General features: G+C 36.0%; 28 protein-coding genes. 5 read left to right on the top strand and 23 right to left on the bottom strand.

The features are described from left to right. Positions 1–16: 16 nt before the first annotated feature. Genes MKX96_RS12675 through MKX96_RS12685 form a run of 3 tightly spaced genes read right to left on the bottom strand, consistent with a single transcriptional unit; the run spans position 17 to position 2,901 of the window. A complete protein-coding gene (locus tag MKX96_RS12675) occupies positions 17–1,489 on the bottom strand; it encodes a nicotinate phosphoribosyltransferase (protein ID WP_340883883.1) in 1,473 nt (490 codons plus the stop codon). A gap of 28 nt (positions 1,490–1,517) precedes the next feature. Then, the gene (locus tag MKX96_RS12680) at positions 1,518–2,069 is read right to left on the bottom strand and encodes a cysteine hydrolase family protein (RefSeq protein WP_340883885.1); all 552 of its coding nucleotides are present in this window, start codon (positions 2,067–2,069) and stop codon (positions 1,518–1,520) included. A gap of 55 nt (positions 2,070–2,124) precedes the next feature. After that, positions 2,125–2,901, bottom strand: coding sequence for an NUDIX domain-containing protein (locus MKX96_RS12685; protein WP_340883886.1), 777 nt, complete (start codon positions 2,899–2,901; stop codon positions 2,125–2,127). Positions 2,902–3,355: 454 nt separating this feature from the next. Between MKX96_RS12685 and MKX96_RS12690 the strand changes: the two genes are divergently transcribed. After that, positions 3,356–3,739, top strand: a complete 384-nt coding sequence (locus tag MKX96_RS12690; RefSeq protein WP_251552836.1) for a hypothetical protein — start codon at positions 3,356–3,358, stop codon at positions 3,737–3,739. A gap of 312 nt (positions 3,740–4,051) precedes the next feature. On the opposite strand, the gene MKX96_RS12695 is transcribed toward MKX96_RS12690, so the two are convergent. Further along, positions 4,052–4,834, bottom strand: a complete 783-nt coding sequence (locus MKX96_RS12695; RefSeq protein WP_251552837.1) for a GNAT family N-acetyltransferase — start codon at positions 4,832–4,834, stop codon at positions 4,052–4,054. Between the two features lie 19 nt (positions 4,835–4,853). Further along, complete coding sequence (locus MKX96_RS12700; protein WP_445678193.1) at positions 4,854–5,282, bottom strand: GNAT family N-acetyltransferase; 429 nt, start codon at positions 5,280–5,282, stop codon at positions 4,854–4,856. A 225-nt stretch (positions 5,283–5,507) separates the two neighbouring features. Here MKX96_RS12700 and MKX96_RS12705 point away from each other — a divergent pair, with 225 nt between their 5' ends. Further along, positions 5,508–6,401, top strand: coding sequence for a 3-hydroxyacyl-CoA dehydrogenase (locus MKX96_RS12705; protein WP_251552839.1), 894 nt, complete (start codon positions 5,508–5,510; stop codon positions 6,399–6,401). Positions 6,402–6,798: 397 nt separating this feature from the next. On the opposite strand, the gene MKX96_RS12710 is transcribed toward MKX96_RS12705, so the two are convergent. From MKX96_RS12710 to MKX96_RS12770, 13 genes are all read right to left on the bottom strand, one after another. Then, positions 6,799–7,554 carry an SDR family NAD(P)-dependent oxidoreductase gene (locus MKX96_RS12710; protein ID WP_169358699.1) on the bottom strand — a complete coding sequence of 252 codons (756 nt, stop codon included), beginning with the start codon at positions 7,552–7,554 and terminating at the stop codon, positions 6,799–6,801. Positions 7,555–7,637: 83 nt separating this feature from the next. Next, positions 7,638–8,102 (bottom strand): hypothetical protein, encoded by a 465-nt coding sequence (locus MKX96_RS12715; protein WP_169358698.1) that lies wholly within the window; start codon positions 8,100–8,102, stop codon positions 7,638–7,640. Positions 8,103–8,225: 123 nt separating this feature from the next. Then, positions 8,226–9,929, bottom strand: coding sequence for a peptide ABC transporter substrate-binding protein (locus tag MKX96_RS12720; protein WP_445678194.1), 1,704 nt, complete (start codon positions 9,927–9,929; stop codon positions 8,226–8,228). A gap of 263 nt (positions 9,930–10,192) precedes the next feature. After that, complete coding sequence (gene dacB, locus MKX96_RS12725; protein ID WP_340883888.1) at positions 10,193–11,650, bottom strand: D-alanyl-D-alanine carboxypeptidase/D-alanyl-D-alanine endopeptidase; 1,458 nt, start codon at positions 11,648–11,650, stop codon at positions 10,193–10,195. Between the two features lie 222 nt (positions 11,651–11,872). After that, complete coding sequence (locus MKX96_RS12730) at positions 11,873–12,697, bottom strand: sugar nucleotide-binding protein (RefSeq protein ID WP_340883889.1); 825 nt, start codon at positions 12,695–12,697, stop codon at positions 11,873–11,875. Positions 12,698–12,716: 19 nt separating this feature from the next. After that, the gene (locus MKX96_RS12735; protein WP_340883890.1) at positions 12,717–13,604 is read right to left on the bottom strand and encodes a hypothetical protein; all 888 of its coding nucleotides are present in this window, start codon (positions 13,602–13,604) and stop codon (positions 12,717–12,719) included. 2 nt (positions 13,605–13,606) lie between these two features. After that, positions 13,607–14,164, bottom strand: coding sequence for a GNAT family N-acetyltransferase (locus MKX96_RS12740; protein ID WP_340883891.1), 558 nt, complete (start codon positions 14,162–14,164; stop codon positions 13,607–13,609). A 25-nt stretch (positions 14,165–14,189) separates the two neighbouring features. Then, positions 14,190–15,077 (bottom strand): alpha/beta fold hydrolase, encoded by an 888-nt coding sequence (locus MKX96_RS12745; protein ID WP_340883892.1) that lies wholly within the window; start codon positions 15,075–15,077, stop codon positions 14,190–14,192. A 30-nt stretch (positions 15,078–15,107) separates the two neighbouring features. Further along, on the bottom strand, positions 15,108–15,875 hold the full coding sequence (locus tag MKX96_RS12750; RefSeq protein ID WP_340883893.1) for a serine hydrolase: 768 nt from the start codon (positions 15,873–15,875) through the stop codon (positions 15,108–15,110). A 223-nt stretch (positions 15,876–16,098) separates the two neighbouring features. Further along, complete coding sequence (locus MKX96_RS12755; protein WP_340883894.1) at positions 16,099–16,530, bottom strand: GNAT family N-acetyltransferase; 432 nt, start codon at positions 16,528–16,530, stop codon at positions 16,099–16,101. 20 nt (positions 16,531–16,550) lie between these two features. Then, positions 16,551–17,111, bottom strand: coding sequence for an AAA family ATPase (locus MKX96_RS12760; protein ID WP_340883895.1), 561 nt, complete (start codon positions 17,109–17,111; stop codon positions 16,551–16,553). A gap of 18 nt (positions 17,112–17,129) precedes the next feature. After that, a complete protein-coding gene (locus MKX96_RS12765) occupies positions 17,130–17,570 on the bottom strand; it encodes a VOC family protein (protein ID WP_340883897.1) in 441 nt (146 codons plus the stop codon). A gap of 18 nt (positions 17,571–17,588) precedes the next feature. Continuing rightward, a complete protein-coding gene (locus MKX96_RS12770; RefSeq protein WP_340883898.1) occupies positions 17,589–17,897 on the bottom strand; it encodes a hypothetical protein in 309 nt (102 codons plus the stop codon). A 310-nt stretch (positions 17,898–18,207) separates the two neighbouring features. Between MKX96_RS12770 and MKX96_RS12775 the strand changes: the two genes are divergently transcribed. After that, positions 18,208–18,759, top strand: coding sequence for a glutathione peroxidase (locus MKX96_RS12775; protein WP_340883899.1), 552 nt, complete (start codon positions 18,208–18,210; stop codon positions 18,757–18,759). Between the two features lie 94 nt (positions 18,760–18,853). Here MKX96_RS12775 and MKX96_RS12780 read toward each other — a convergent pair whose 3' ends face one another. From MKX96_RS12780 to sstT, 4 genes are all read right to left on the bottom strand, one after another. Further along, complete coding sequence (locus MKX96_RS12780) at positions 18,854–19,354, bottom strand: LURP-one-related/scramblase family protein (RefSeq protein ID WP_340883900.1); 501 nt, start codon at positions 19,352–19,354, stop codon at positions 18,854–18,856. A gap of 71 nt (positions 19,355–19,425) precedes the next feature. Continuing rightward, on the bottom strand, positions 19,426–20,364 hold the full coding sequence (locus MKX96_RS12785) for a DUF1835 domain-containing protein (RefSeq protein WP_340883901.1): 939 nt from the start codon (positions 20,362–20,364) through the stop codon (positions 19,426–19,428). Positions 20,365–20,618: 254 nt separating this feature from the next. Beyond that, entirely contained in the window at positions 20,619–20,864 is a 246-nt protein-coding gene (locus tag MKX96_RS12790; protein WP_340883902.1) for a hypothetical protein, read from the bottom strand. Positions 20,865–20,966: 102 nt separating this feature from the next. Continuing rightward, positions 20,967–22,199: a serine/threonine transporter SstT gene (gene sstT / locus MKX96_RS12795; RefSeq protein WP_340883903.1), complete on the bottom strand. Its 1,233-nt coding sequence runs from the start codon at positions 22,197–22,199 to the stop codon at positions 20,967–20,969. A gap of 300 nt (positions 22,200–22,499) precedes the next feature. On the opposite strand from sstT, the gene MKX96_RS12800 reads away from it, so the two are divergent. Beyond that, positions 22,500–23,321, top strand: coding sequence for an EcsC family protein (locus tag MKX96_RS12800; RefSeq protein ID WP_340883904.1), 822 nt, complete (start codon positions 22,500–22,502; stop codon positions 23,319–23,321). A 243-nt stretch (positions 23,322–23,564) separates the two neighbouring features. Further along, complete coding sequence (locus MKX96_RS12805; protein WP_169358684.1) at positions 23,565–23,786, top strand: hypothetical protein; 222 nt, start codon at positions 23,565–23,567, stop codon at positions 23,784–23,786. A 54-nt stretch (positions 23,787–23,840) separates the two neighbouring features. Here the strand turns inward: MKX96_RS12805 and MKX96_RS12810 are convergent, their stop codons facing one another. Then, positions 23,841–26,573, bottom strand: a complete 2,733-nt coding sequence (locus MKX96_RS12810) for a hypothetical protein (protein WP_340883906.1) — start codon at positions 26,571–26,573, stop codon at positions 23,841–23,843. Positions 26,574–26,686 lie beyond the last annotated feature (113 nt).

The raw sequence follows: 26,686 nt of genomic DNA on the forward strand, positions 1-26,686 counted from the left end.
TAACTCCTCCTATAAGCTATTTTTTCTGTTTCATCATTTGCTGTGTCTTTTCTTTTATTTCTGCGATACGATTCATCTTGTTATCCCAGCATTTTTGGCTCAGATCTACCGGATACTCTTCTGGATTTAACGGGCGCTTATATTCATCCCAAAGTAGCTCTAGATTTTCTTGAACATTTTCTCGAATCTCTAATATAGAAGGAGTTTGATACGTAAGCTTGCCGTTTTCAAAAATCGTATGGTGTAGTTCTCTTGCTTCAAAATTAGTAACAAACTTGCTTATAAATGTATGAACCGGGTGGAACATCTTTAATCGCTCTTCTTTTTGTGGCTCTTCGGTTTCTAAAGCAATGTAGTCCCCTTCCGATTTCCCATTGTTCCGATTAATGATTCGGTAAACCTTTTTCAGACCAGGTGTCGAAACCTTTTCAGGATTTGCACTTATTTTGATGGTATCTACCATCTCCCCGTCCGTTCCCTCTATAGACACGATTTTGTAAACTGCTCCTAGGGCAGGTTGGTCATAGGCGGTAATCAGCTTCGTCCCGATTCCCCACATATCAATTTTGGCCCCTTGCGCCTTCAGGTTAAGAATCGTCGCCTCGTCTAAATCATTCGAGGCAGATATTTTGGTATCTTTAAATCCTGCTTCATCTAGCATTTTTCTAGCTTCTTTAGATAAGTAGGCCAAATCTCCGCTGTCTAATCGGATACCCTTAAAATTAATCTTATCTCCTTGTTCCTTCGCTACTCGGATTGCATTGGGCACACCAGATCTCAATGTATCGTACGTATCTACTAAAAACACACAATCCTTATGACTCTCTGCATACTTGGTGAACGCTGTATATTCGTCGATATAAGCCTGAACCAATGAATGTGCGTGGGTGCCTGCAATTGGAATACCAAACAGTTTTCCAGCTCTCACATTCGAAGTTCCATCGAACCCTGCAATATAAGCAGCTCTTGTACCCCAAATAGCCGCATCCATTTCCTGTGCCCTACGCGTCCCAAACTCCAATGTTATATCTTCTCCAACCACTTGTTTAATACGTGCTGCCTTGGTTGCAATAAGCGTTTGGAAGTTAATAATATTTAAGATAGGTGTTTCAACCAGCTGTGCCTCGGCCAGTGGTGCCTCTATACGCATAATTGGCTCATTCGGGAAAACTAGCTCGCCTTCTTTAAGGCTTCGTAATGTACCAGTAAATCGAATACTCTTTAAGTAATCTAAGTATTCCTCTTCATAGCCTTGGTCTCTTAAATAATCGATATCTGTCTCAGAGAAATGGAAGTTGTTGATAAATTCGATCACTCTCTCCAGACCAGCAAAAATAGCATAGCCATTCCCAAATGGTAACTTACGAAAATAAACCTCGAACACCGATTTTTGATTATGAAATCCATCTCTCCAATACGTTTGGGCCATATTAATTTGATACAGGTCCGTATGAAGAGCTAAGCTATCGTCTTTATATAATCGTTCCATTGTACAAACCTCCCAGTCTAAATTTCGATTAAATAACCTCTGCCCCTATAGACCCTTGGAAATGACCTAGAGCCCAGTCATGTCCTACTTGATTGAAACTAGCGACTGCATCCTTGTGCACAATGACTTTAAATCCTTTGTTGTATGCATCCACTGCAGTATGAAGCACACAAATATCCGTACATACTCCAACTAAATGAACCTCGGTAATTCCTCTTTCGCGTAGCTTTATCTCTAAATCCGTTCCTGCGAAAGCTGAATATCTTGTTTTGTCCATCCAATATACTTGCTTGCTCTCTTTAGACGATTCGTATATCTCCTGCAGGCTACCGTATAATTTACGACCTTCTGTTCCTTCTAAATTGTGAGCAGGGAACAATTTGGTTTCCGGATGATACGGATCATTTAAATGATGTACGTCTATTGCAAACACTACGTACTGATTTTCCTTGATAAAAGATTCTGTTAGTCGAGTGATCTCTTGCTCAATGTCTTGCCCGGGCTTTCCGCATGTCAATGCACCATCCGTCGCAACGAAGTCATTCGTGTAATCAATGTTAATAAGTGCTTTCATTTTCATTTCCTCCTAAATGTTATTTTAATAAACAAATTGTTAATCAATAAAAATAAAAAAATTAATATCTAGCCGTGTAAATAGACTTTACAATATCCATTTCCAAAAATTCGTATAATGCAGCAGGAGACTTAGATGTTCTTTGCGTTTTCTTTCCTTCCACTTTTTGAATAAACGGCAGCGTTTTTATTTTCCTAGCAAAGGATTGCTCGCTAAGGATACCTGGTTCATCAGTTACAGTTGCTAACACTGCTTGCAGCTCTGAATAAGTGAAATGTTTTGGCAAGAAGTTTTTAGCAACAGTCGTTTGGAGCAAATCATTTGTAATCATGTGAATAGCATCTGTAATAATTTCCCGATGGTCGAATGCTAATGGAAGATTTAATACTTCCTCAATAGAGAATAACTCCACTTCTGCTGCATCATCTGCAGCCTTTCTTTTAGAAAGGTAATCCATCGGAACAATAGCGTAATGAGCATTCGTAATAATCCATCCACGGGGATCTCTACCAGGTGTGTCGTACACCCCGAAATGTTTGATCAGCACATTTTCAACGCCTGTTTCTTCCTCAAGCTCTCTCTTAGCTGCTTCCAAAGCCGTTTCATCCTCTTGAACAAAACCCCCTGGTAGCGCCCATTTTCCTGCCTCTATATTTGTATCGCCTTCAGCGTTTTGTAAGGCCCGCTGGATCAGCATTAGCTTCAGAGACATGATAGGTGGCTTATGCTCTTCCTTGTTCTCTGCAACTATTGTAAAAACTGCGATATCTGATGTATAGCCGTCCGGTGTTTTATATTTTTTGATATCATACTGCTTTAGTGCTTCTTCGTTAGACATGTTTATCACTCCTTCTGAAGAAAAAAATCTTTTCCAAAGGTTTTTGATTAACAATTCGTTAACCTTAATTTGATTGTAATATTTGGAATTAAAAAAGTCAAACGAAAAGTCAAAATTAAATACAAATAGTTTACTCCTTTTATTCGTACCTAGTAGTAATTACGAATACAAAGTCGCTAGCTGCGTGGTATCCTCATTATAAGTTACATCCACGTAGCCATCTAACAAGTTCTCATTTTGATATTGTCAACCTAAATGGAAACCATTCCTGGCTTATACATCCTCATCTAATCCTTCATATATTTTTTGTAAATAAACTACTCTTTAAACTCGAGACAATCCGATTGCTTCATTTTTGGAAATATACCCCATTTATAATTCACATGGTATAATCATATAAATTCACATCTACGAACAGTGTTTCTTTTAGCATTTCTAAAGGGAGGAAAGTGATATGAGGAAACCAATCATTCAAGTAATCGTGATATTGCTAATAGTTGTGATTTCTTTTGGCCCCTTGTTATATGACTTCTACATGAAGCCTGAAAATTCCTTGGAGCTTTATCAAGAGTTAAGATTCTCCGAAGAATTCACGAGTGTTCACCATTTGTTGGAGCAGGGCTATGAAAAATACTTTTCTGAAGAGGCATATGACGTATTAAAAAGCGAGAAAGGAAGCCCGTCAATGATTCGGCAATTCACTGTAGTTCAGTATGATGATGGTACAGAATCAGTTCTTATAGAAACCAGTCCTGGGACAAATAAATTAACGATCCTTCGGGCAGAAGTACTCCCCGAAGTAATTGAGAATTATTTTAAGGAATTAAATGAAGAATAGCTAATTAAGCCGTTTTAACTCTTTTCTAGATATTTATAATATACAAAGGAAGATATAATAAAAGTTATACCTACTATCATAAAAACGATATGGTGGAATGGTTCAGCAAGAATATATAAATTTATAAATAACAATATAAATATAAATACTATACTAAAATATAAAAATCGGGCATATTTCATTTTTAACAACCTCATTTACTTATTAAATATTTTTTGCATTTAGGATAGCTATAGTTCAAATCTACTTATATGAAATAGATTTAAAAATAAAATCTTAGTTCGATTAATACGAACCAAGCTATCATGAAGATTAACTTTGAATTTCTTTAATACTTTTTCCGCTTAAAAATGCATGCCCTGCTACTGCTTTATGTACTGTCTCAAAACCATATTTTTGATAGACCTTTTCGATGGCTTCATTTATAGGGAAAACCCATAGCTTTTCAATTCCCTTTTTTGTAACTTCTAGCTGAATATAATGAATGATTTGTCCAATTAATCCTTTTCCCCTATATGCTTCCAATGTTGCTACACTTTCCATTCTAGCTTGATTGCCGTCTTCAAAAATACAAGCCGTAGAGCAGGCTACCCCATCATAACGAAGGAGATAATGAGTAAATGCTGGGTGATTAAATTGCTCCTCAAAAACCTTTTCCATTACTTCTAGGCCACCGAACTCTTTAATACTACCCTCTATCTCGATCGCTTCTTGGTAGTTTTCTTTTGTCACTTTTTCAATCGTCACCTTGGGGTCAGTGGGGATATCAATAACTTTGTTATTCCATAATTGTACAGGGCTAATCAATTCTTCATATTTAAAATTTCTAGATTCTAATTCGGACAATAGATTTTGCTGATTTTCTAGGTCATAAATGTAGAACCTTGGTACAATATCTTTGGACTGAAAAAAGTGAATGACTTCTTCTGCTACTTCATGTGAATTGTCGCAAGCAGTCATTATCCTTGCATGATTAGCATCATAATAGTCAGGCTGATTCTCGTTACAAAATAGAACCCCCCATGATGTATCTATTCTTCTTGAAAATGTATCACAGTATGCTATATCGAGCATATGTATAGTTTCCATGTTCATTAAATTACCCCTATCTATTTTAATACATTAAATCTTTTTTCATGTAATAATGGTCAAAGTCCCGACCAACGTTAGGCAGAGTTCCATACACTTCATACCCATGTTTTTTATAAAACTCTAACGCCTGAAAGCTTAAAGTATCCAGTTTAATGAAGTCACATTTTCTTTCCTTAGCTATTTCCTCTGCTTTCATCAACAACTTTGAACCATACCCGTTCTTACGTAGCGATTCGTCCATTATCAAAACATGAATTTCTAGCCAATTCCAGCATATTTCTCCCATTATTCCTCCTAGTACTTGATCCTTTTCATCCTTTATAAATAAGTTAACTTCCTCATATCTCCCTCTCAAATCCTCAGGAAAGTGTGCTAGATTAAAATAATACAATCGTTCATTAATATTTTTTTTAGATTCATCAGTATCTTCTCGTATTATTCTCAATTCCACTAATTTCTTCCTTTCTATGGGCATAATCCTTTTTTGCAATTTGTGATTCTTACTCAATTTTAACATGTATTAAAATTTTTTCCTTTATTTTTCAATTAGTAATTAAAATTTTCCGTCAGCTCAACCTTCGCTAAATAGACAATTAAATTTCTTATTTCCGAATACATAATAATGACAAAATAGAAAATAACTAATAGTTATTAGAGTATAGAGGAGTGAACTGTTTTGGATATTAAAAAGGTTCTGGTCGCTGGTAGTGGAGTTTTGGGAAGTCAAATAGCTTTTCAAACCGCTTTTTATGGAATTAAAGTATCCGTATATGATATTAATGAAGAGGCATTAGAGAAGGCTAAGGAAAGACTTACTGGATTGAAAGCAAATTATCAAGAAGACTTAGGAGCAACTCAAGAAGCAGTAGATACAGCTTATGATCGTTTAACGTTGCATACAGACTTAGCTGAGGCTGTTCAGGATGTGGATTTAGTAATCGAAGCAGTTCCGGAAATTTTGGATATTAAGAAAGTATTTTATGAAAATTTATCGAAGGTTGCTCCACAGAAAACAATCTTTGCATCAAATTCCTCCACTATGATCCCAAGTCAGCTCGTTGAATTTACAGGTCGTCCTAAGAAATTCTTACATTTGCACTTCGCAAATAGAATTTGGGTAAACAACACGGCTGAAATTATGAAACATGAAGGCACAGATACCAAGGTATTCGAAGAGGTGATTGAATTTGCTAAAGCAATTAATATGATTGCTTTACCTATCCATAAGGAACAGCCAGGATATATTTTAAATTCCTTATTGGTTCCATTTTTAGATGCCGCTCAAAATTTAGTCGCAAATGGAATTGCGGATCCCGAGACAGTGGATAAAACATGGATGGCAGGTATGGGTGTGAACAGAGGTCCCTTCGGAGTGCTAGACATTATAGGATTAAACACCCCATATAACATTGCACTTGAAAAAGCAAAAGCAGGAAATGAGCAAAAGGCAAAAATAGCAGAATACTTTAAAACAGAGCTAATCGACAAAGGACGATTGGGTATTCAAAACGGTAAAGGATTTTATGATTATCCAAATCCAAAATATGAAGATCCTAAATTCTTAAAATAATTTTTTGAAGAAGGCTATTTATTAGTCTTCTTTTTTCATGGATCTATTTGGTATAGCGCTCGTTTACTACAATGCCGCTCTACTTTACGACAATCACCCAGTAAATTACTACAATCCAAATCTGACTGTGAATTTGAAATGAAATTTACTACAATCTAACGTTCATTTACTACAATGCTGCTTTACTTTACGACAATCACACGATGAATTACAACAATTCAAATGGAACTGTTAGTTCAGAAGAAGATTTACTATAGTCTAGTGCACCTAGTAAGTCTAGAGTATTTAGTTTTTTTTACGAAACAAGCATATAGGAGTGGTACCTTGCGGAGAGTAATAAAAATACGCATTTAAAAAGTCAGAATGAGAAAGAACTCACCCTGACTTTTTCATATATTTAGCGAAGCATTATTGATCCGCCGTCTGCCATGATTGTTTGACCAGTTATATACTTAGAATCCTCGCTTGCTAAGAAAACTGCTACACGACCGATATCTTCTTCCACATCACCGAAGCGTCCCAGTGGGATTTTGCTGCGAACATTTTCGTAATATTCAGGCTGGGCTTTTGCCCATGCTTGTACACCTTCTGAGTTAGCAATAGGAGAAATAATGTTTACGTTAATACCGAAGCGACCCCATTCATTGGCTGCCACTCGGGAGATTCCTCGAATTGCTTCTTTTGCTGCAGCGTACGCCCCTTGTGTTTCGTGTCCAGCTAATCCAGCGCCTGATGCAAAGTTAATCACATTTCCTTTTGTTTCTTTTAAATATGGAAGTGCTGCCTGCATCAAATAGAAGGTTGGGTAAAATCCTGTGCCGAATGACAAATCTAAATCTGCTTGTGTTGTTTCTTCAATCGTCACCTGTTTAGATGCATGTGCATTATTGACTAAAACATCTATTTTTCCGTACGCTTCTGCTACTGTAGTGATAATTGTAGGAAGCTTGTCTCTATCCATTAAGTTTGCCTTTAAAAACATTGATTTAGGTGATATTTCCTGAAGTACTTTTAGACTTGCTTGACCAGCTTCTTCGTTCACATCAACAATTGCTATTATTGCTCCTTCTTTAGCCATCGCCTTGGACATACCTAGCCCAATGCCTCCTGCTCCTCCTGTAACAATAACAACCTTATCCTTAAGCCTGTCCATAATATTACCTCCTTAACTCTTTTCTATATCATCCTACCCCTTAATCCTTTATATCTCAATTTAAATGCTGTTATATATTTATACTATTTGATTCTAGCCCCATCATGCCCAGTATCCTCTGTACTTTTTGCAATTATTGCAGAAGCATTTTTATAGTTTTCATTTATAGATTCGCTAGAAGAACCCACTGGGTTTCCGTATGCAGTGAAACTAGTGGGGTCTTCCTTCTCATTCGCTTTTTTTGTACTAGCCCTCTCCGTACTCTCTGCAATAATGGAGTTTGCTGCTTTATCTGTATAATTCATAGGTGGTACATCTGATTTTAAAGGGTCTCCGTATGACCGATCCGTTGTATATTCCTTGGAAGTATTCTGTTTTCCAGAGTCATTCATCATTGGCTTTTGTGTACTATCTGCTATTTGAGAGGATGCTTGCTTAAATTCTTGATTTATTGAGGGTTTGGTAAATTTAATGGGATCTCCATAAGCTGTATTCGTGGCAAAGTCTTTTTTTCCTAATTTAGCAATTTCATTATTTTCTTGCTTCAAAGTATGTATGGCCTCCTTTAATCGAATACTATTATCCTTTCCACCCTTGTAATAAATATGCAATCTAGAAGAGGTGAAAAAAAGTGTATACCCATTAATGGATATACACTCATCATTTACGGATTATTCTTTTCCTGAAATATAAGCCCATTTGTAGCTGTAATCACCTGTAAACGGATGAGATATAATTCCGTGAACGTATGGTTTTTGTAGCGACATGAGTCCCGACTGATACATCGATGCGACGGAAGCATCTTCCTCCATAATGATTTTTTCAGCTTTTGCTAGAGCTTCCCAGCGTGCCTCAGGCTCCAAAGCAAGTTCATTTTTTGCTAGGTCAATCAGTTTATCCAACTCCGGGTTTGAATAAGACATATTATTTTGCGGTGAACCTGTAACAAATAATTCTAGGAAGGTAATTGGATCTTGGAAGTCAGGTGCCCAGCCAGTGCTTTGAATATCGTAATCCTGCGCTGCATCCTTGTCCAATTTCACATTGAATGTAACTGGTATCAGCTTAATAGTAAGCCCTTTAAGATTTCCTTCCATCTGAGCTTTTAAATATTCATCCATATTTTTAGCAAGCTCACTGTCATTACCAACTAATTCTAGCTCTAATTCAGTCAGTCCTTCTTCTTCCATTCCTTCTTGAAATAGTTTTGCTGCTTCTTCGGCGTTATACTTTGTCAAATCTCCATTTATATCACGAAAATCTTTTTTATTTTCATCGAATGTCAGTCCTTTAGGCACTAGGAAATCACCTGGTATTGAACCGTTTGCCAGTATAGCTGATGCCAAATCCTCTTTGTTGAAAGACATAGCAATTGCTTTACGAATTTTCACATTTGAAAGGGCTGTTTTTTGACCATCACGTTCTTGGTTAAGCTTTAAATAGTAGATAGTAGGTTTCAATTCTTTTATTACCTCTTCATGATTTGCATATTGAAGTGCAAATTCTCCTGATAATCCTACACGATCTTTTTCCCCATTCTCATAGAGGTTAACAGATGTAGATGTTTCCTTGACTACGTCCACATTAACTTTATCCAACTGGACAACTTCAGCATCCCAATAGGTTGCATTTTTTTCTAATGACCAGGATAAGCCTGTCCCGTCCCATTCAGTAAGCACAAATGGTCCATTGTAAATAAGGTTATCTGAGTTAGATGCATAGGAATTACTTTTTTCAGTTACATATTCCTCATTTTGAGGATAGAAAGTACCAAATGACATGAGGGACATAAAATAAGGAACTGGTCTTTCAAGCGTCACCTTTAATGTTTTATCATCCACGGCTTCAACGCCCAATTCTTCTTTTGCCATTTCTCCCATTGATATTTGAGTTGCATTTTTTATTAACCCTTGCATCATATAAGGACCATAGGAGCTACCTGTTTCAGGGTCAATTGCTCTTCTCCAAGAAAATACAAAATCTTTTGCTGTTACTGGGGTACCGTTGGACCAGTTTGCATCTCGCAATTTGAATGTATAGGTTAATCCATCTCCTGAAACTTCTGGTTCACCTTCTGCCATTGCAGGCACAGGAATATTTTCTTGATTTAATCGATAGAGCCCTTCCATTACGTTATTAAGGTAGTTAAAAGACACAGCATCGTCGGCCAAAACGGAGTCCATTGATGGAATCTCTGCACCTGCCACAAGATTTAATTCTTGTACTTCATCAAGTTCAGCAGAATCCTTCCCCTCAGTAGTTTCTGGCTCTTTCGTTGAACTCTCTTTAGTATTTTTATCCTCATTGCAAGCAACTAGCAAAATACTTAAGGTAAGTAGAAACACCCATAATAATTTCTTTTTCACTTCATTCATCCCCTTTTTTTAACATATTAAGCACTCTATTAATATATTTCACTAATCGCAATAAATCAAATAAAAATTAGATTTTTTAGAATTATCTCATTATTATTCGTCATAAATATGTATGTTAGCACACTTTTTGATTTGACTGTCAATCAAAATCATATATTCTATTAAGCGCCACTTCTCTAACTTGATACTTTTACTTTCATTTTGACAATAGAAATAGCCAGTAAACTTTCGTTTACCGGCCTTTCTATTAGTTTTTAAATATTTTATAGTCCTCTAGCCATTTCCTTTACAATTTCATCAATTACTGTAGCTGTACCTGACTTATCTTGTACCAATACACTAAAAATATATTGTTCCCCACTACTTCCTTCTATATAACCACTTAGCGTACTAACGCCAGTTAATGAACCTGTTTTGGCAAAAACGTTACCTGAAGTAAGTGGATCTTTTAGACGGTTTCTTAGTGTGCCTCCTACCATTCTGTCAGGATGAGCAGCTACTGGTAAACTTTTAAAATAAGTGGCAAACCAATCTTCCTGTTGTATCTTTAGAAGTAAATCATTAATAGCCAAGCCGGACACTGAGTTTGCGTGAGACATGCCAGAGCCATCTTCAAATTTCCAATTAGACATATCTAAGTTAATGGAATTACCGTACTGCTCCATCACCTTTAAGCCGGCCTTCGTGCTTCCATGATTGCCGTTGACCTTGCCCATTGTTTTAACCAATATATCCGCAATACCATTATTACTTAGCTTCATATAAGGAATGAGTAGTTCTCTTAATGGCATAGATTCTTTTACTGATATTAGTTCAGCGCTTTTAGGAGTGGCAGCTCTAAACAATTTATGTTTCTTATACTCTATCCCTACTTGTTCTAATATGGCTTGGAACATTGTCAATGTATGAGTAGTTGGGTGCTGCATCGTTACCCACTCTCTTTTAGTCTTATCGATCGGTAGATTGCCACTTATGACAATTTGATTTGTTCGATAAGATCTTTCAATCGTAATTGTATTACTTTGGCCAGCCGCTACAGTTTGTGCTTGATTGACAATTTCTAGATCTCCAAGATGGGGTGTTGCTTTTACGGTAGGAGCATTCCCGATTGCAGAACCATTGACATCTATAATAATGGTTCCAGAATCATAGTCAGCATTTGGTGATGTAGTCAATGCAGAAATTGGAGCTGCGTAGTAATACGATTCATCGTTTGCCCATATGCCTGGTGTTAACAACTCATCATCAAACCACTTGTCATCTCCGACAATTCTTCCATCAATCGTTTGAATTCCTTTAGCCTTCAATGCTTGAGCAAATTGTCGTAAGTCTGCCTCCATTAAGGTTGGATCGCCTTGTCCCTGTAAATAGACATCTCCTTTTAATACTCCATTAGATAGCTTACCGCTCGTATACAGACTTGTTTTAAAACGATAATTTTCTCCTAGAACATCTAGCGCTGCGGCAGTAGTAAGCAGCTTCATATTGGAAGCAGGTTTAATAGGTGTATCACCATTATAGTCATACACCACTTCACCAGTCATCCGGTCCATAATCGCAATACTTACTTTTGCACCTGACAGTTTTTCTTGAACGATTGTCGAAATGGATTCACTTAAAGCATCCTCTGTTGTTACCTCTGCTTGAGCTAATTGCCCCATTCCAAACATGCTCACAAATAAGACCCAAGCCATCAAAAGGCTTGCCCACCTTTTCCTCATAATCTTCCCCCATTCTAATTTGCATTAATAGATTAGGGACATATTCCACTTAAAGAAGAAATTTCCTTCCAACAAGTAAAAAAGAGGATTTTCGGAGTGGTATGTTAAGGAAAGCATCTATCAATATTCCTATGATAAATATGTCTATTGAATTAGTATTAGAGAGTATTTGCTGTTTTAGTCGAACATTCATCGTCTCTGCATGTATCGATTTTCCGTAATTTATATATTCCTAAATACGGTTGGTAGCAATTCAGAAATCTTATCTGTCCTTAAAGTGGTATCTAGAGAAATGTAGGGATTCTCTTCTTTTGTAACAATCACTGGGCAAATTAAGGTACTGTCGAATCCAAGCTGCTCCACTCTCTTTTTATTAAATGTATAATAGCTTTCTTTTTGTGGTGGACCTGCATGAAGAATGCCTATCACGTTATTTTTAGTTAGCTCTATCAAGGCATCTGATAAATCATAAACATTCACAAAAGATCTATATACATTTTCCCACGCGCTATATAGTTTACTTTCTTTTATATTCTCAATTAATTGGAGAGTACGTCTTTCTATGTAATGATTGTCCCCATATAATGGTCCTGTGCGTACAATCACATAGTTTGGGTGATTCTCCATCAAATATTGTTCTCCGGCATGTTTTGCATTTACGTAAATAGCTAGACGAGCTTCGGAAGGTAGCAAACCAATTGGATCAAGCTCATCGTAATCACCCCTGCCATCCACGAACACCGCATCGGTAGATAAGAATATGAATTTGGTGTCTTCACTCAAATGTGTTACGACATTTTTCAGTCCAATTTCAATAAGCTGGTCCTCGTTTTCCATGCTCATAAGACACCATATGACGACATCCGGCTTTATACTTTCTATTGTCTGTGCAACTAAATGCTTGTCCATTACATCTAAAGGAATGATATTTTTTGCCGCGTTTGACAATCGAGAGGTTCCAACAACGGTTAGCGATTCGTCCTCAATAGCCTTTTGATATAAGGTAGATCCTAAAAAACCAGTGGCTCCTAAAATAAGTACTTTCATTTAAATGCCCCTTTTTGATTTATAATTGTTTATTTCTTCTATAAACCCTTGTAGTAAACCTTTGCCATTCCTCATTTAGTGTAGACCATTCAACAATTTTCCAGGGGTTAAAGAAAGTTTGGCCGTTTTTATTGAAAAAAAGATAATCACCTAAGCAGTAAGAAGCGTGTTGAATGACTCCTTCGCCATTAACCCAAGCCACTATATCGGTTTCCCGGAAGTCACCTTCGTGGATGAAGTAACCTGCTCTTTTAATACCTTCTTCAAATGTCTTTGGATGGACCCATTCGTGTATTATCCACTCCTGTTGAGTGACAGCATATAACGTAGCAGATAAGCAATTGCTGCCTGCATTATGAGGAAAAGTATTTGCAAACTTTCTTATGTGTATTGGAGCATTGTGGGGAACATCATAACCATCCCAACTATCCCATTCTTGTGCATATTCCAATAGCAAGTCTGCTTTCAGCTGATCAGATAATGAGTTCCACATTTGGCTTTGTAATACTATATATACTTGATCATTTTTAATTACTACATGATTCTCTATTAACGAATTTCTCTCATTTAGAGAAGGCAAAGGTAAGACTAATCCTCTATTTATTTCCACCTGTCTAGCATTCAATATTTTTTTCTTTTCACTCGGTAATTTATTAAACCAACCATGCTGCGCTACGATAACAAATTGAATATCATCATCTATATTCCAGTATTCATAGCTATTCACAAGTTGAATATGATTATAGGAAGGATGCTCGTAAAATTCTTTTTTCGGTATGATTAGTACTTCAGGAAGATATTTCTCTAAAACAAATAGGTCCTCTTCTTTGATAAAGAACAAATCTTTTTCCGGTACATATTGATTAATCCAACTTTTTAAATGTTTAATAGATGGTACAATATTCATTTCTATTGACCACGCTTCCAATCTCTCTGGGAAAGTACATAATGTTCGTGCTGTTTACCATCTATTTGGATGTTACCTTTCAAGCTAAAGCCACATTTTTGAATGACCCGGATTGATCCATAATTGTAAGGTAGAACCACCGTATTTAGCTGTTGAACATTTGTCTTTGTAAACAAGTAATGAATTAATCCCTTTACTGCCTGAGTCGCATAACCGCTTTTTTGATAATCCTTGGATATTGCATAAGCTATTTCACGATTTGGATGGGGTAGCCCCTCCTTCAAACCTGTATTACAAAAACCAATAAATTTGCCAGTTTTCTTTAAAATAATTCCTAACTTTAAATAATCTTGTTCATCGATGTTCGGAACAGCTGACAAAAACGATTTATTTGATGGAATTTCATAGTTTTGAACCCAGTTTGCTCGTTGTTCTCTTGTCGAACGCCAATCCGGTAAAAACTCGTAAACCTCTGGTTGTGATGTCAGCTCATAAATAGCATCAACATCATTAATTGAGAACTCTCTAAGTAATATTTCCCCGCAGTCTATATCAAACATTAATTTTCACCACTTTCCATAAAGTTTATTTCATCAAAAAACGTGTTACAAGTTCATGGTATTGCTCCGGCGTTTCATAATGTGGAGAATGTCCACAATTTTCTATCAAGACTACTTCCCCTTGGGAAACATCTCTGTTAAAGGCTTCTACTTGTACAGGACAAGTAACCACATCGTGCTCACCTAATATGAGTAAGCATGGGATTTTTATTTCTTTTAGCAAGTGTAAAACTGATGTAAAAATTTCTCCTTCTTCTTTCAATCGATTAAAATGTATCTCTGATTTATCATAAAAACTTTCCCATTGGTCCTCTGTATAAACTGTGGTATCTGTGGGATTACTAAAATTATAAGTATATATATGCATTCTTTTATCCTCTAAAAAGGTGCTTAGTTCTGTAAACCCTTCAACAATATCTTTTGGTGATGAGGAACAATTAGCGAGCTTCAGGCACTTTTCTTGTAGGTCAGACTGTTGATATTTTTTAAATAAGTCTGCCGCCTTTAAGAGGAGTGCTTTTCCCGTGAGCCCAAAATCAAATGTAGGAGCTTCAAAAATTACTTTTTCAATAAAATTAGGGTATCGATGAGCATATAGAGTAGCTAGATAACCACCAAAGGAATGCCCGATAATAGACCATCTTTGAATTCCTAAGTGTTTGCGAAGCTCCTCGCAATCATCTATTAAATCATTAAGACTAAATGATTCTCCATCATGAATAGCCTCCGATCTACAAACACCCCTTTGGTCCATTGCTATTAACTTAAATTGATGACCTAATCTATTTGCTTGATGATAAGTAAATTCAAAGCAGCTCTCACCAGGTCCACCATGTAAAAATAAGACTGCTTTGTCACTAGTACACTCACTTACTTCTATGTAAAGTTCTTTTCCTCTAATGGTTACAATCATGAGTAATCTCCTCTTCAAGCTAGTAGAATCCTAAACGGTTATACCCTTACCATATTCCTTAAAGATTAAAGATAAAGTTTCTTCTAATTTCTCATCTGCCCATTGTTCCTCAAATCTATTTGGTAAATGTTTGGCTCCTATAACAAATAAAAGTATGCCACTAGAGAATTTGCCAATTACCCCGATATCTATTACTACATTATCTAATCCACCGGTCATATGATTGATTAAGTGATTTGGTATCTCTTTTATTTCTCCTCTTTGTCTAACTAGGCCATTAACAAGCGGCGCCCATACTTCAGGCTCTGATTCATAACCTTTAATAACACATTTTAACAACTCTAAGATATGGGATAACTTTCCTTCGTTACTTAAATCTTTTGGATTTTGTCTAACACTGATTTCCTTAAAATAGGATTGAATCTTTTGATTCAAGTAGGTCCAACCACCACAAAGTTGAACAATACTATTCGCTACATGACTATCATGGCAGGCAATCATAACTTCTACTGCTTCATGAAGCATCAGTGTGGATCTATTTTGGTAGTGGGGATAAAGGATATCGCTATCTTCCTTAGGATTTAATTTTATATTTTGTATAATGTCTGTCCATTTAAATTTCTTTTCTTCCACCAATTTAACAATACAAAAAGCAATTGCAACTTTTGCTGCTGAAGCTAGAGGAACATTTAAATCTGCATTTAAAGAAAGTATATTTTTATCGTGTAAAGGAGAATAAAGTATGGCCCCTACCTCTCCTTGCTTTATTTCTTTTAATTTTTCTAATATATTTTCCATTGAACCCCTACCCTTTGTGCTTTAAAGTTATTTGCTAGCTATCCTTACGACAAATCATACCATAGCAATATATGGAATTTAACCAATTTTATAATTTTCCGTCATTTAAAGGAGGCTTTTATTTTTAGACTTAGTTTTCTTTACGGTTTATAAATCAAAATGAACGGATATTTTTTCACTTTAAAAAATGTCCTCCAAACTATATCGGAGGACATTTTTTGGTTTATTTCAACGTTTTTCTAAAGGAATAACACCACTTATCGTATTCAAATTTATTTTCATAGAAACGGTGCGCTTCTTTTCTTTGTAAGCCTGACTCTAAGGCTACGTACTCTGCTCCATTTTCTTTAGCATATTCATGTATGTATTTTAATAATTTCTCCCCGTAGCCGCCTGAACGTTGTGTGGTATCAGTTATTAAATCGTAAACAAATATATGACGTTTATTGTAAAAGTTCGTTCGCCAGCTATATCCGATTAAAGAAACCATTTTTTCTTGGACATAGAGGGCACACAACTTGTACCCATCCTTCTGCATTTCTTGCAATAAATCTATGTATGTTTCCAAGGTTAAATCCGTTCTCAGCTGATTCATTAAAGGAAAAGCTTCTGTCCACTGATCTCTTGTACTTAGCTCTTCTACTGTTTCTAACATTATGTTCCCTCATTTTCTTATTATAAATTAAACTTAGCTCTTATAATTTGTGTCACTTCACTTGGACTCAAAAAAGTATTATCGATTCTTATATAATTTTCTCTATCTATTTCCCCAGGCAGTGAATTCAATCTATTGTTTCCCATTGTCGTTAGTAAATGATGCTCTGATTGCTCCACGTTTCTTTTCGTTGGCTTACATTCTAATCGATGTGGTGTCATATTTCGTTCGAGTCTCTTCTCCACATTGGCTTCTAACTCAATAAAATAAATGGAAACACCTTTGGAGGACATCATTTTACAGATATTCTCTATATCATCCCAATCCTCTTGTTTGTCAAAATACCATACCTTCGTAAAGATTATTCCATATTGATTACTTTTCAAAAATGATTGAAATATCTCCATTCGAAACTGGTGAGTCAGTCTCCACATTTCCTCACTAAAGCCAAAAAGTGGCTCTAGCAAATCTATTGTCATATGGTTGTGAAACAGCTTAAGACCTGTTTCCCTCGCAAGCTCCTGTCCAACCGTCATTTTACCAACTGCTTGAGGTCCAAATATAAAAACAAACTTATCCATTTTAGTCTCCTATTCATGCTAATCTTCAATAATTAACATATTATTTTCATCAAACTCCCATGTATCTGCGTAGGCAATCTCCCAATAATAACCGTCTAAGTCAGTAAAGTAGCCACCGTAGCCACCCCAATCTGTTACTTTAGCTGCTTTTTGGATAGTTGCGCCTGCTAAATGGGCCATTTTCATTAACTCATCTACTTCTTCTTTCGTTTTTGCGTTATAAGCAAGTGTGAAGCCTGTAAATCCATTGGACACATTCGGTGGATTATCTGAATTTATGTCTTTTGAAAGATCATCCAATGGATATAAAGCTATTTTAGTACCTTCATTTTTAAAGAAGATGATATGTGGATTTGATTCTGGTCCTCTTACAGAAGTAACAAATCCTAGCTTCTTATAAAATTCATGAGCACGGACGATATCTTTTGTCCCAAGTGTGATAATATTTATGCGATTCATTGTAATTCCTCCATTATTTTATTCAGGCATATTATATCGAGGGAAAAAACAAACTACTAAAAGTACACCAAAGGCTAGGACTAAGAATGGCAAGAAAAACTCTTTTTCTGTAAAGCCATATAGTCCGACTAATATCCATATAAGACCAAACCAAGCCGCAAACGATGCTAAAAAATAAGTATAAATAGCATTAATAAAGGTTAATAGCCTTCCTATAAATCGTTTCTTTTTTTTATATTTAATCATATGTATAACGCTCATTAGGACGCTCCATATCAATAAAACTGGAATTCCCCATAACAGAACAACTCCCAATTTGTTTCCCATATTCTCCTCCTAGCCGGTAAGCTTATCACCTTTCTATAAAGTGTTCTTCATACTTTTTAAGAATCCTTCCTTAACGAAACCTTGAAAAAAACTCTTCTAATATAAATACACCAAGATTTTTATATTTCCTTCTACCACTTCTCACTTTTTATGGGTTAGTAGTTTCAATATGAATTCCACTATTTTCTAACCTATCAAGCAATAGTTTGGCAATTATTTAAGAACTATAATACAATCAATTATATGAGTCTTACGAATTAGGTCTAAGGACTCTTATTATAATTTTTTATTTGAAGATAGGGGAGAAAAGATGAGTATCTATGATTTTGATTTTAAATTACCAGATATCAGTGGTAACTTGGTTTTATTAGAAAAATTTAAGGGGAGTGTAGTATTGATTGTCAATACTGCAAGCAAGTGCGGTTTTACATATCAGTATGAAGATTTGCAAAAATTATATGACAGATATAAGGAGCAGGGGTTTGTTGTCCTCGGATTCCCATCTAATCACTTCGATGACCAGGAGCCTGGTAGTAATGCAGACATTAATCAGTTTTGTAAGATAAATTTTGGTGTACAGTTCCCAATGTTCTCCAAGGTAAAGGTAAGAGATAGTGAAGCAGAGCCTCTGTTCAATTATCTTACGGCAGTGAAGCCTTTTAAAGGATTCAATCATTTTCATCCTTCAGCTCGAATATTGAGTTCGATTATTAATGAAAAGGTTCCACATTTTATGCATGGGAACTCTATCAAATGGAATTTCACTAAATTTCTTTTGGACCGTAACGGTAATGTTCTTCATCGTTTTGAGCCTACTACCGATACGATTGATATGGAAAAATATATTGAAGCATTATTATAGTAACCACTGTTTTTAAAGGTTTTTTATCAAAATATGATTCTTGTTTTTCGAATTCAAGAATCATATTTTGGAATGCTTATAGACATTCTAAAGCTTAAAACGACGCAGAAGCAGATGAAGATGCTGCTTGGTCAGCCTTTACACAATCAATTGCGATAACTAGAGAAATGATGATGGCTTCCATGTCCTCTTTCCAGATTTCCACCTGATAGCTATCCCCCCATGTGAACCATTCCTTACTCACTTGCCCTACCACTTCTCCGTGCTGTAACACCTGGAAATTCATATCCCACCAGTTACCATGTACCTCGATACCAGCAGCATCAATTGAATAACGAGCCTTCAAGAAAGAGAATTCCTTCTTAATCGTTAGCACTTCTTTTCCATTTACCTCCACAAAAAATTTCGGCAAAAAACTGAACATTTTTTTCGTAATGAGCGCTATTTCATTTCTGGAGGTATTCAAAATGGAGAACGTTTTTGGGATTTTCATAAAGCTGCCCTCTACGTAATATACATCGTTCTCCTGCTGATCCTTTATGGTGAACTTGCCACTTAGACTTAATACCTTTTGCTTTATATAAAGTTTTTTCATTATTTTTTCTCCTTTTGTTTCATTTAATAACTTGCAGATCTTGAATTTTTGGATAGCTTCCGAATGCATCACTATTTGAGCTTTATTTTATAGCTGTGCATAGATTTAGGAATACCTTTTATGTGAAAAGTACCATCGTAAGTTAAGTGTCTTATTCTGTATTCTAAGAAGAACGGATCTATTATCTCTTTATTAAGTATTTCAGCTATGATTTCTCCTACGGGAAGAAACTCTTTTTCAGATTGACTGTTATGCAGCGTTTCGGCAGTTGCTTGAATGAGAAAATCATAATAATTTTTTGAAACCCCTATTATTTCTCTGCCATTCCATATGCGCAAGACTTCCTTACTATCAACTAACTTGAACCATTCTTCGATATAGGTGGAACGCTCATTTGAGGAAAGTGGAAAAACATCTTTGTTTTGTTCAAATATTTTTTTAATTTGCTCCGAATGTAAATGGGCAGTATAAGATATAGCTGTTTTATCCTCAGTTATCAAATAAATAGCATTTTTCTTCTCTCTCAATAAATAAACCATAAATCGAATCCCTATTTGTTCAGCCACATTGTTTCCACACCATAAATATATAGGGATTGAATCGACAATATCATCTATTTGACGTAACATATTGCTGAATTTACTGGCATAATCTCCTTCTTGTTGCTCGTCATTTATATGATTAAATAGCCATTCTTCTCGTATTTTTTGCTCTGTTTTTTTATCTAACTTTCCTAACGGACCAAAAGTTAAGTTATCTGGGATAGCGATGACTGTATGTGGCTTCGGAAGTCCTACCTTAAGAGACCCGGCTGCAGATTCCGAAGAAACTAAATGAATAGGCCCTTTAGATCTTTGATGTAACTGTAGAGAATCTTGAATGAAGGAGTTTATTTTCTCTACAATGTCAGTCACTATTTCCTGCTTGATAAACCAGGTTCGTGAACGGAGAGGTCGATAATTTTCATGGTGAAACTCTTCAAATTCATTTGGTGTATTAATCTCATACATCTTGCAGTCATAGTTCCTAAATTCAGTTGCTGTTAAATAGTTTTGAGTTTCTATTTTATATACAATGACAACATTCGGCTCAATGAAGAAATAGATAAATGGGTAATGCGTTTTTGTTTTTATAACTATATCTGTTCCTCTTTTCTATATGGATTGACTTCTATTCTTTTATTTTTCATCAAGCGATATTTTTTCAATATTACATATATTTTACTTCAATACACAAAAATAAAACAGCTGATTATTCAGCTGTTTCATATTCCTTGTACAAATTTCACTTCATCGTATCCGCAACTATTACATGTGATGAGATGCGGACAAATCTCTTCCTTCCTTGTATGAGAATAACCATCTGCCATTTTAATGGTGTCTAGGTCGTTGTAATGAGCATAGGGATCTAAAAAATCACTTTCCTTGCCAGCGTCCTCTAAAGGGTTAGTACACTTTGGACAGTTTTCTTCAAATTCATTGAATGCATTGCACAGCGGACACTCGGACATAAAGATTCTCCTTTTGCCTTTAGTATCCTTCTATTCATTTAAAATATGTATAAAAAACACCCCTCTACAACGGATTGTAGAGAGGCACTTGATTTTATTTTATTAAGAGTGAATAATAACGTCTTTTCCCTCTTTTCGATCCTTCGCATATTCGGCTGTAGCTGTGAATAAGACATCTGAGGATGAATTTAGTGCGGTTTCACATGAATCTTGGATGACTCCAATGATGAAACCTACACCTACCACCTGCATAGCAATTTCGTTTGGTATCCCAAAAAGGCTACAAGCTAATGGAATAAGTAAAAGTGATCCACCAGCAACTCCAGATGCTCCTGCAGCAGACACAGCAGCAAGAACACTTAGGATTAAAGCAGTAGCTAGGTCCACTTCTATATTTAATGTGTTTACAGCAGCTAATGTTAATACAGAAATAGTCACAGCTGCTCCAGCCATATTGATAGTGGCACCCAAAGGAATTGAAACAGCGTATGTATCTTTGTCCAATTTCAGCTTTTCACATAGCCCCATGTTTACTGGAATATTAGCTGCCGAGCTACGCGTAAAGAAAGCTGTAATTCCACTTTCTCTTAACGTGCGGAATACTAATGGGTAAGGATTTTTTCGTACATATAAGTAAACAATTAAAGGATTAATAACTAGAGCTACAAATAGCATACAGCCTAATAATATGATGATTAATTGACCATATTCTTTTAAAGCGGAAAGACCATTAGTTGCGATAGCTTCAAATACAAGTCCTAAAATACCAATAGGGGCAAGTTTAATGACCCATTTGACTAGTTGTGAGATTGCATCTGAAAAATTAGCTATGGCAGTCTTTGTTGTTTCTGCAGCATTCTTCAGAGTTAGTCCTAAAAGAATAGCCCACGTTAAAATCCCAATATAATTTGCGTTTAAAATAGCATTGATAGGATTATCTATGACATTAAACAAAAGGGTTTTCAACACCGCTACAATATCACTTGGAGGTGTTACGTCCTCTACTCCAGTTGTAAGCGTAAGAGTAACCGGAAACAGGAAGCTAGCAATAACACCAACTAGCGCAGCGAGAAAAGTTCCAATTCCATAAAGAATAATAATTGACTTCATATTCGTTTGCTGACCACTTCTATGAGACGAAATTGCATGAATAACTAGGAATAATACAAGTATTGGTGCAACAGCCTTCAAAGCACCAACAAACAAAGCACCAAAAATAGTCACCCAGCTTGCAGCTTCAGGTATAGTTAGAGCTAGCATAACACCTATAAGAATACCTAGTAAAATTTGTTTAACGAGACTTACTTGGTTCCATTTATGTATAAGTTTTTTCATGTTGTTCCCTCCGTTATTAAACATAATAGCATATTCAACGATGTTACTGCTCCTTAATATGTTAAATAATTGTGATTAGTTATATATAAATGCTAGTCTAACACGAAGATTATGAATTGGTAAACAATTATTTCAAAATAACATTTTCCAATTGTTACAAGTGCCTGGCACCTGTAACATAACATAGCACCAGTACTTAACAATATAGAAACCGATAATGATTTAAGCACGTCATGTAAGTAAGTTGAACAAGATTAGATTATAGTAGTGATAAGATATTATTATAAGGAGTAGTGATAGATGGAAACGAAAGAATATCTTCATACACATTTAGAAGAGATTGAAGCCTGGGAGAAAGATCAGAAGGTTTTATGGTTTTGGGAGAAGCTAGGCCGTCTTCCTTTTAAGGTCTTAGATAAGTTAACTCCTGCTTTTATACAAGAAAAAATTGGCTTACTTGTTTCTGAAATAGGTAGCTATATACAAACCGGTGGAAAATACTTAATCAATGAACAAACGATGATTAATAAGATTAAATCATCTACTCCTTACGACCCTATTGAGTCTATAGAGGATATTGGGAACATTCCATTAGAAGATATGATCATACTGAGTGAAAGGTTACAAAAAGATCGTGTGAAGTTTGCTACTCTTCAGGGTGCGACTACTGGGGTTGGTGGCATATTTACACTAGCAATCGATATTCCCGTGATTCTTGGTACTGCACTAAAAACTTTGCAGGAAATTGCGATTATTCATGGGTATGATCCAAATGACAAACAGGAGCGTGTGTTTATCATTAAGTGTCTGCAATTTGCGTCTGCTGATATCGTTGGAAAAGAATCCATTTTAAATGAATTATCGGTTCTTCATGAAAAAAAACCGACGTCAGAGAATATGCTGTCCCAGTTAAAAGGCTGGCAGGAAGTATTTTTCACCTATCGTGATCAATTTGGTTGGAAGAAGCTCTTTCAAATGGTACCAATAGCCGGAATCATATTTGGAGCATTTGCAAATAAAGGAATGATCCAAGATATAGCAGAGGCTGGCATCATGCTTTACAGGAAGAGAAGAATTTATGAAAAGCTCAATGAATTAGAAAGTGATCATACAGATATATAATAAACTTCCACGAAAAAGTGAAACACACAGTGTAACTTTTTCGTTTTTTTTGTGTGCTTAGAGAGTAATCGGACGGTTTTAGCTCATAATCGGTCGGTTTTTCCATATAATCGGTTGGTCTGCTTCGTAATTACAATACCATTCTTTATCTTGTTGATTTTTCTTGTTCTATATTCCTCCCTATCTCATAAAATATAGAGATTCTAGTTCAGAATTAATTTATTTGATAAAGGGGAAAAGCACATGTTCGCAGTACATTTTTATGAAAATAATATAATTGTATTAACTCAAGCGTTAAGAAACATTCCTGCAGTAGACGAAGACTTAAAAATTAAAGGACGCAAGTGCAAGGTACTAGATGTCTCCTATAATGATAACAATCATGTGCATGTTCAAATAGAATTTGAGAAAATAGTAGAAAAAAGTAAAGCTGCAGCAGAGCTAGGCAAGAAGAAAAAGAGATAAAATTGAAAAAAGAGGAGAAAGTGAAAATTCACTTTCTCCTCTTTTTCTAATACCTTACTTGCCTGGTTTTCCGGGCTTCCCTGGTTTTGGTTTTTCAGGTTTCCCTGGTTTATCTGGCTTCCCAGGTTTTCCAGGCTTCGTTACTTCCTTTTCATAGCTCAGTTTAAAATCATCAAAATAAGCAGCTGTTGTAGTAAAATAATTAGATGTTCCAGCAAATAGTCGGGCATATTTAGCCCCCTCTGGAGCTGTAACGGTCGCTTTTACCGTCTGCCATTCCTTATGACCGTTACGGATATGGATAATATTTTCACCGTCTCGATCACTACCAACTTGTATTCCCGTTTCGTCAAAATACCGAATAAAGAAGCTTACACTGCCGTCTTCTAAAAAGAGATTAGTAGAAGCTGTATACTCTACTCCTTCTTTTATAGAAATTGAATCGGTTTGTGCGAAAACGGTTTGCTTTTGATCCGTATCGTTAATTTTTAAGCTTTTCTTACCATAGCTTTTACGTAATTCGCTTATTTCAAAGGATGCATTGGATGGAAATGCTCCAAATAAGGATGACCAACCTGGTATGCTTTCTTTCTTGACCTTGTCTTCGAATCCTGCATTTTTAATCGGAACATTGACAGTCTCATAAATCGGTTCCTCAGGATTTACAACTTCTCCACCATCAACTACAGGAATCATAAATAGATGAGTTGCATCGCCGTCTATATAATAGATATTTTCATTTCCTTCTTTGTCATTCGCTAGAACCATAAAGTCAATTTCAGGACCTGAATTTATCAATGAAACATGGTCTAAGTTTTCAGAGGAAGGGTCTATTACCGTAAGCTTTCCACCAACATCTGTGTATAGCAGACCATCTTTTCCAATTTCAATATGGACCGGTCTCCACATGCCCCTATTTTTTATCTCTGGATATATATTTTTATACTTTATCACTTCTTGGGTCGCGGGATCCATTGCAAAAATAATGCCGTCTACTGCGCCCCATAATGTTCCGTTATCATCAAACGTTAATCCGCTAATTATTGGAGGAGCATCTAGTTCTGGAATATCTAATTCAAATTCCTTCAATTTTTGCTCGCTTTCCATATCCCATATAAACATTTTTGCCTTTGAGGTGCTCGGAGGAATATCAAGCCCTCCTCTTACTGTAGTGGAGCCGTAAATTAAACCGTCCTTATGGGATAATCCAACAATACTTTGATCCTGAACCACATTACGATAAGTTTTTCTATCTCCAGTAACTGAATCATAAATCGTAAGTGCCCCGCCAAGCTTTTGATAATCCGGTATAGTACCGATTAATAATTTGTTTTCTACAAATTTCATAATGTACGGCCGATCCTGCTGCTCCGGCTTAAGATCAAAAAGTGTTTCTATCGCCATGGTTTCTGTATTCATTCTTTGAATAGCAGCACCACCGTATATTCCAAAATATAAATCATTTCCATTTCCCGCTACAATTCCTTCTGCTTGTCCCTGGGAATACGTAACAAATTGCCCTGTTTGGATATTATATTTCGAACCCTTTGGTCCCCCCGGATAAGTAGTCATATAAAGATTACCATCTGGACCTTCCCCAAGGTTATGAAGTCTCAATGGAAGTGCTTGCATAGCGGTTGGTAGGGTAACAGTTTTATTTGTTTCAAGATTTGCAGCAAATATTTGCCCTGTCCTATTCATTGTTACTAGAGAGAGACCTGGAAGATCTTCTCTTCCCATATCTACAAAAGCCCCTCCTCGTAAGCCAGCTCCATATCTAATCCCTGTTTCACGCGTCTCCAATGTATTGATATCAACTTCTACAATGTGACGATTGTGAATTACATATGCCTTATCTCCATTGACCGGTAACTGGATAAAACCAAAGCTTCCAAAATCATCTGCTGATCCATCATGTAGTTTTCCAAGCTTTTTATCTGACACCCATTCTTGGTTAATCAAATCATAAAAAAGTATTGCCGATTCTCCTCCATCATCAAAACGAGCAAATAGATAGTTACCAACGACAGCCATATCATAAACGAATTTAATCTGGCTGACAGGTTTCCCTAAAATGTCAGGTACATTTTTTGTTATTTCTTCTTTTTCCATCGTTTCTACATTAATACGATAAACCTTTCCTTCCACTCCTAAACCAGCATATAAGTATCCATCATGATATTCGAGAGAACGAATATAACTAGCATTGCCAGCATCAATCTTTCCAAAGTCAACGAAAGACTTGGTGGCACCATCATACTTATAAATACGCCCGTTGCCTTCCGCATACGTACCAATATATGCGTTTCCATTATCGTCCGTAGTACTACTCCATGCTTGGTGTCCAGCATTAGGTGTTCCTAGCTTTTCGACAATCTTGGTTGTTGGGGAATAGCTCCAAAGCTCTCCTACATTTCCTTCTCCGAGTGCAGCAATATACACTGTCCCATTAGAAGCAATAGAATGACTCCACACTTGAGATACCTTTGCTAACTGCTGAGAAAATATTAGCTTATTATCCTTTACATCTACTACATTAAATACACCACCATTTGCTGTGGCATAAACTACATCTCTACCATTTTCTTTTCCAAAAGCAGCGTTTAATAGAACAACTTCTGAGGCACCTATTCCGAGATTTACAGGTGACTTAAACCCCCTATCCTTAAGCTTTGCTATTACATCTTCTTCTACAGAATTAGCAAAACTTGTCATAGGCAAAACAGCAAAGATTAACATGATGCTTAGAAAAAGAGAAATAGCACGAATAAATTGTTTTCTCCCCATCAAACAACCTCCTTTATCAGTATAATTACAATTTTCAGTATATTATTCCTTTATAATTATAGATATGTCTTAAAAGAGTGTTAATTATAGTTGATATATAATACCTACCTTAA

Origin of the sequence: Psychrobacillus sp. FSL W7-1493 (genome assembly GCF_038004905.1) — a bacterium.
Classification (GTDB): Bacteria; Bacillota; Bacilli; order Bacillales_A; family Planococcaceae; genus Psychrobacillus.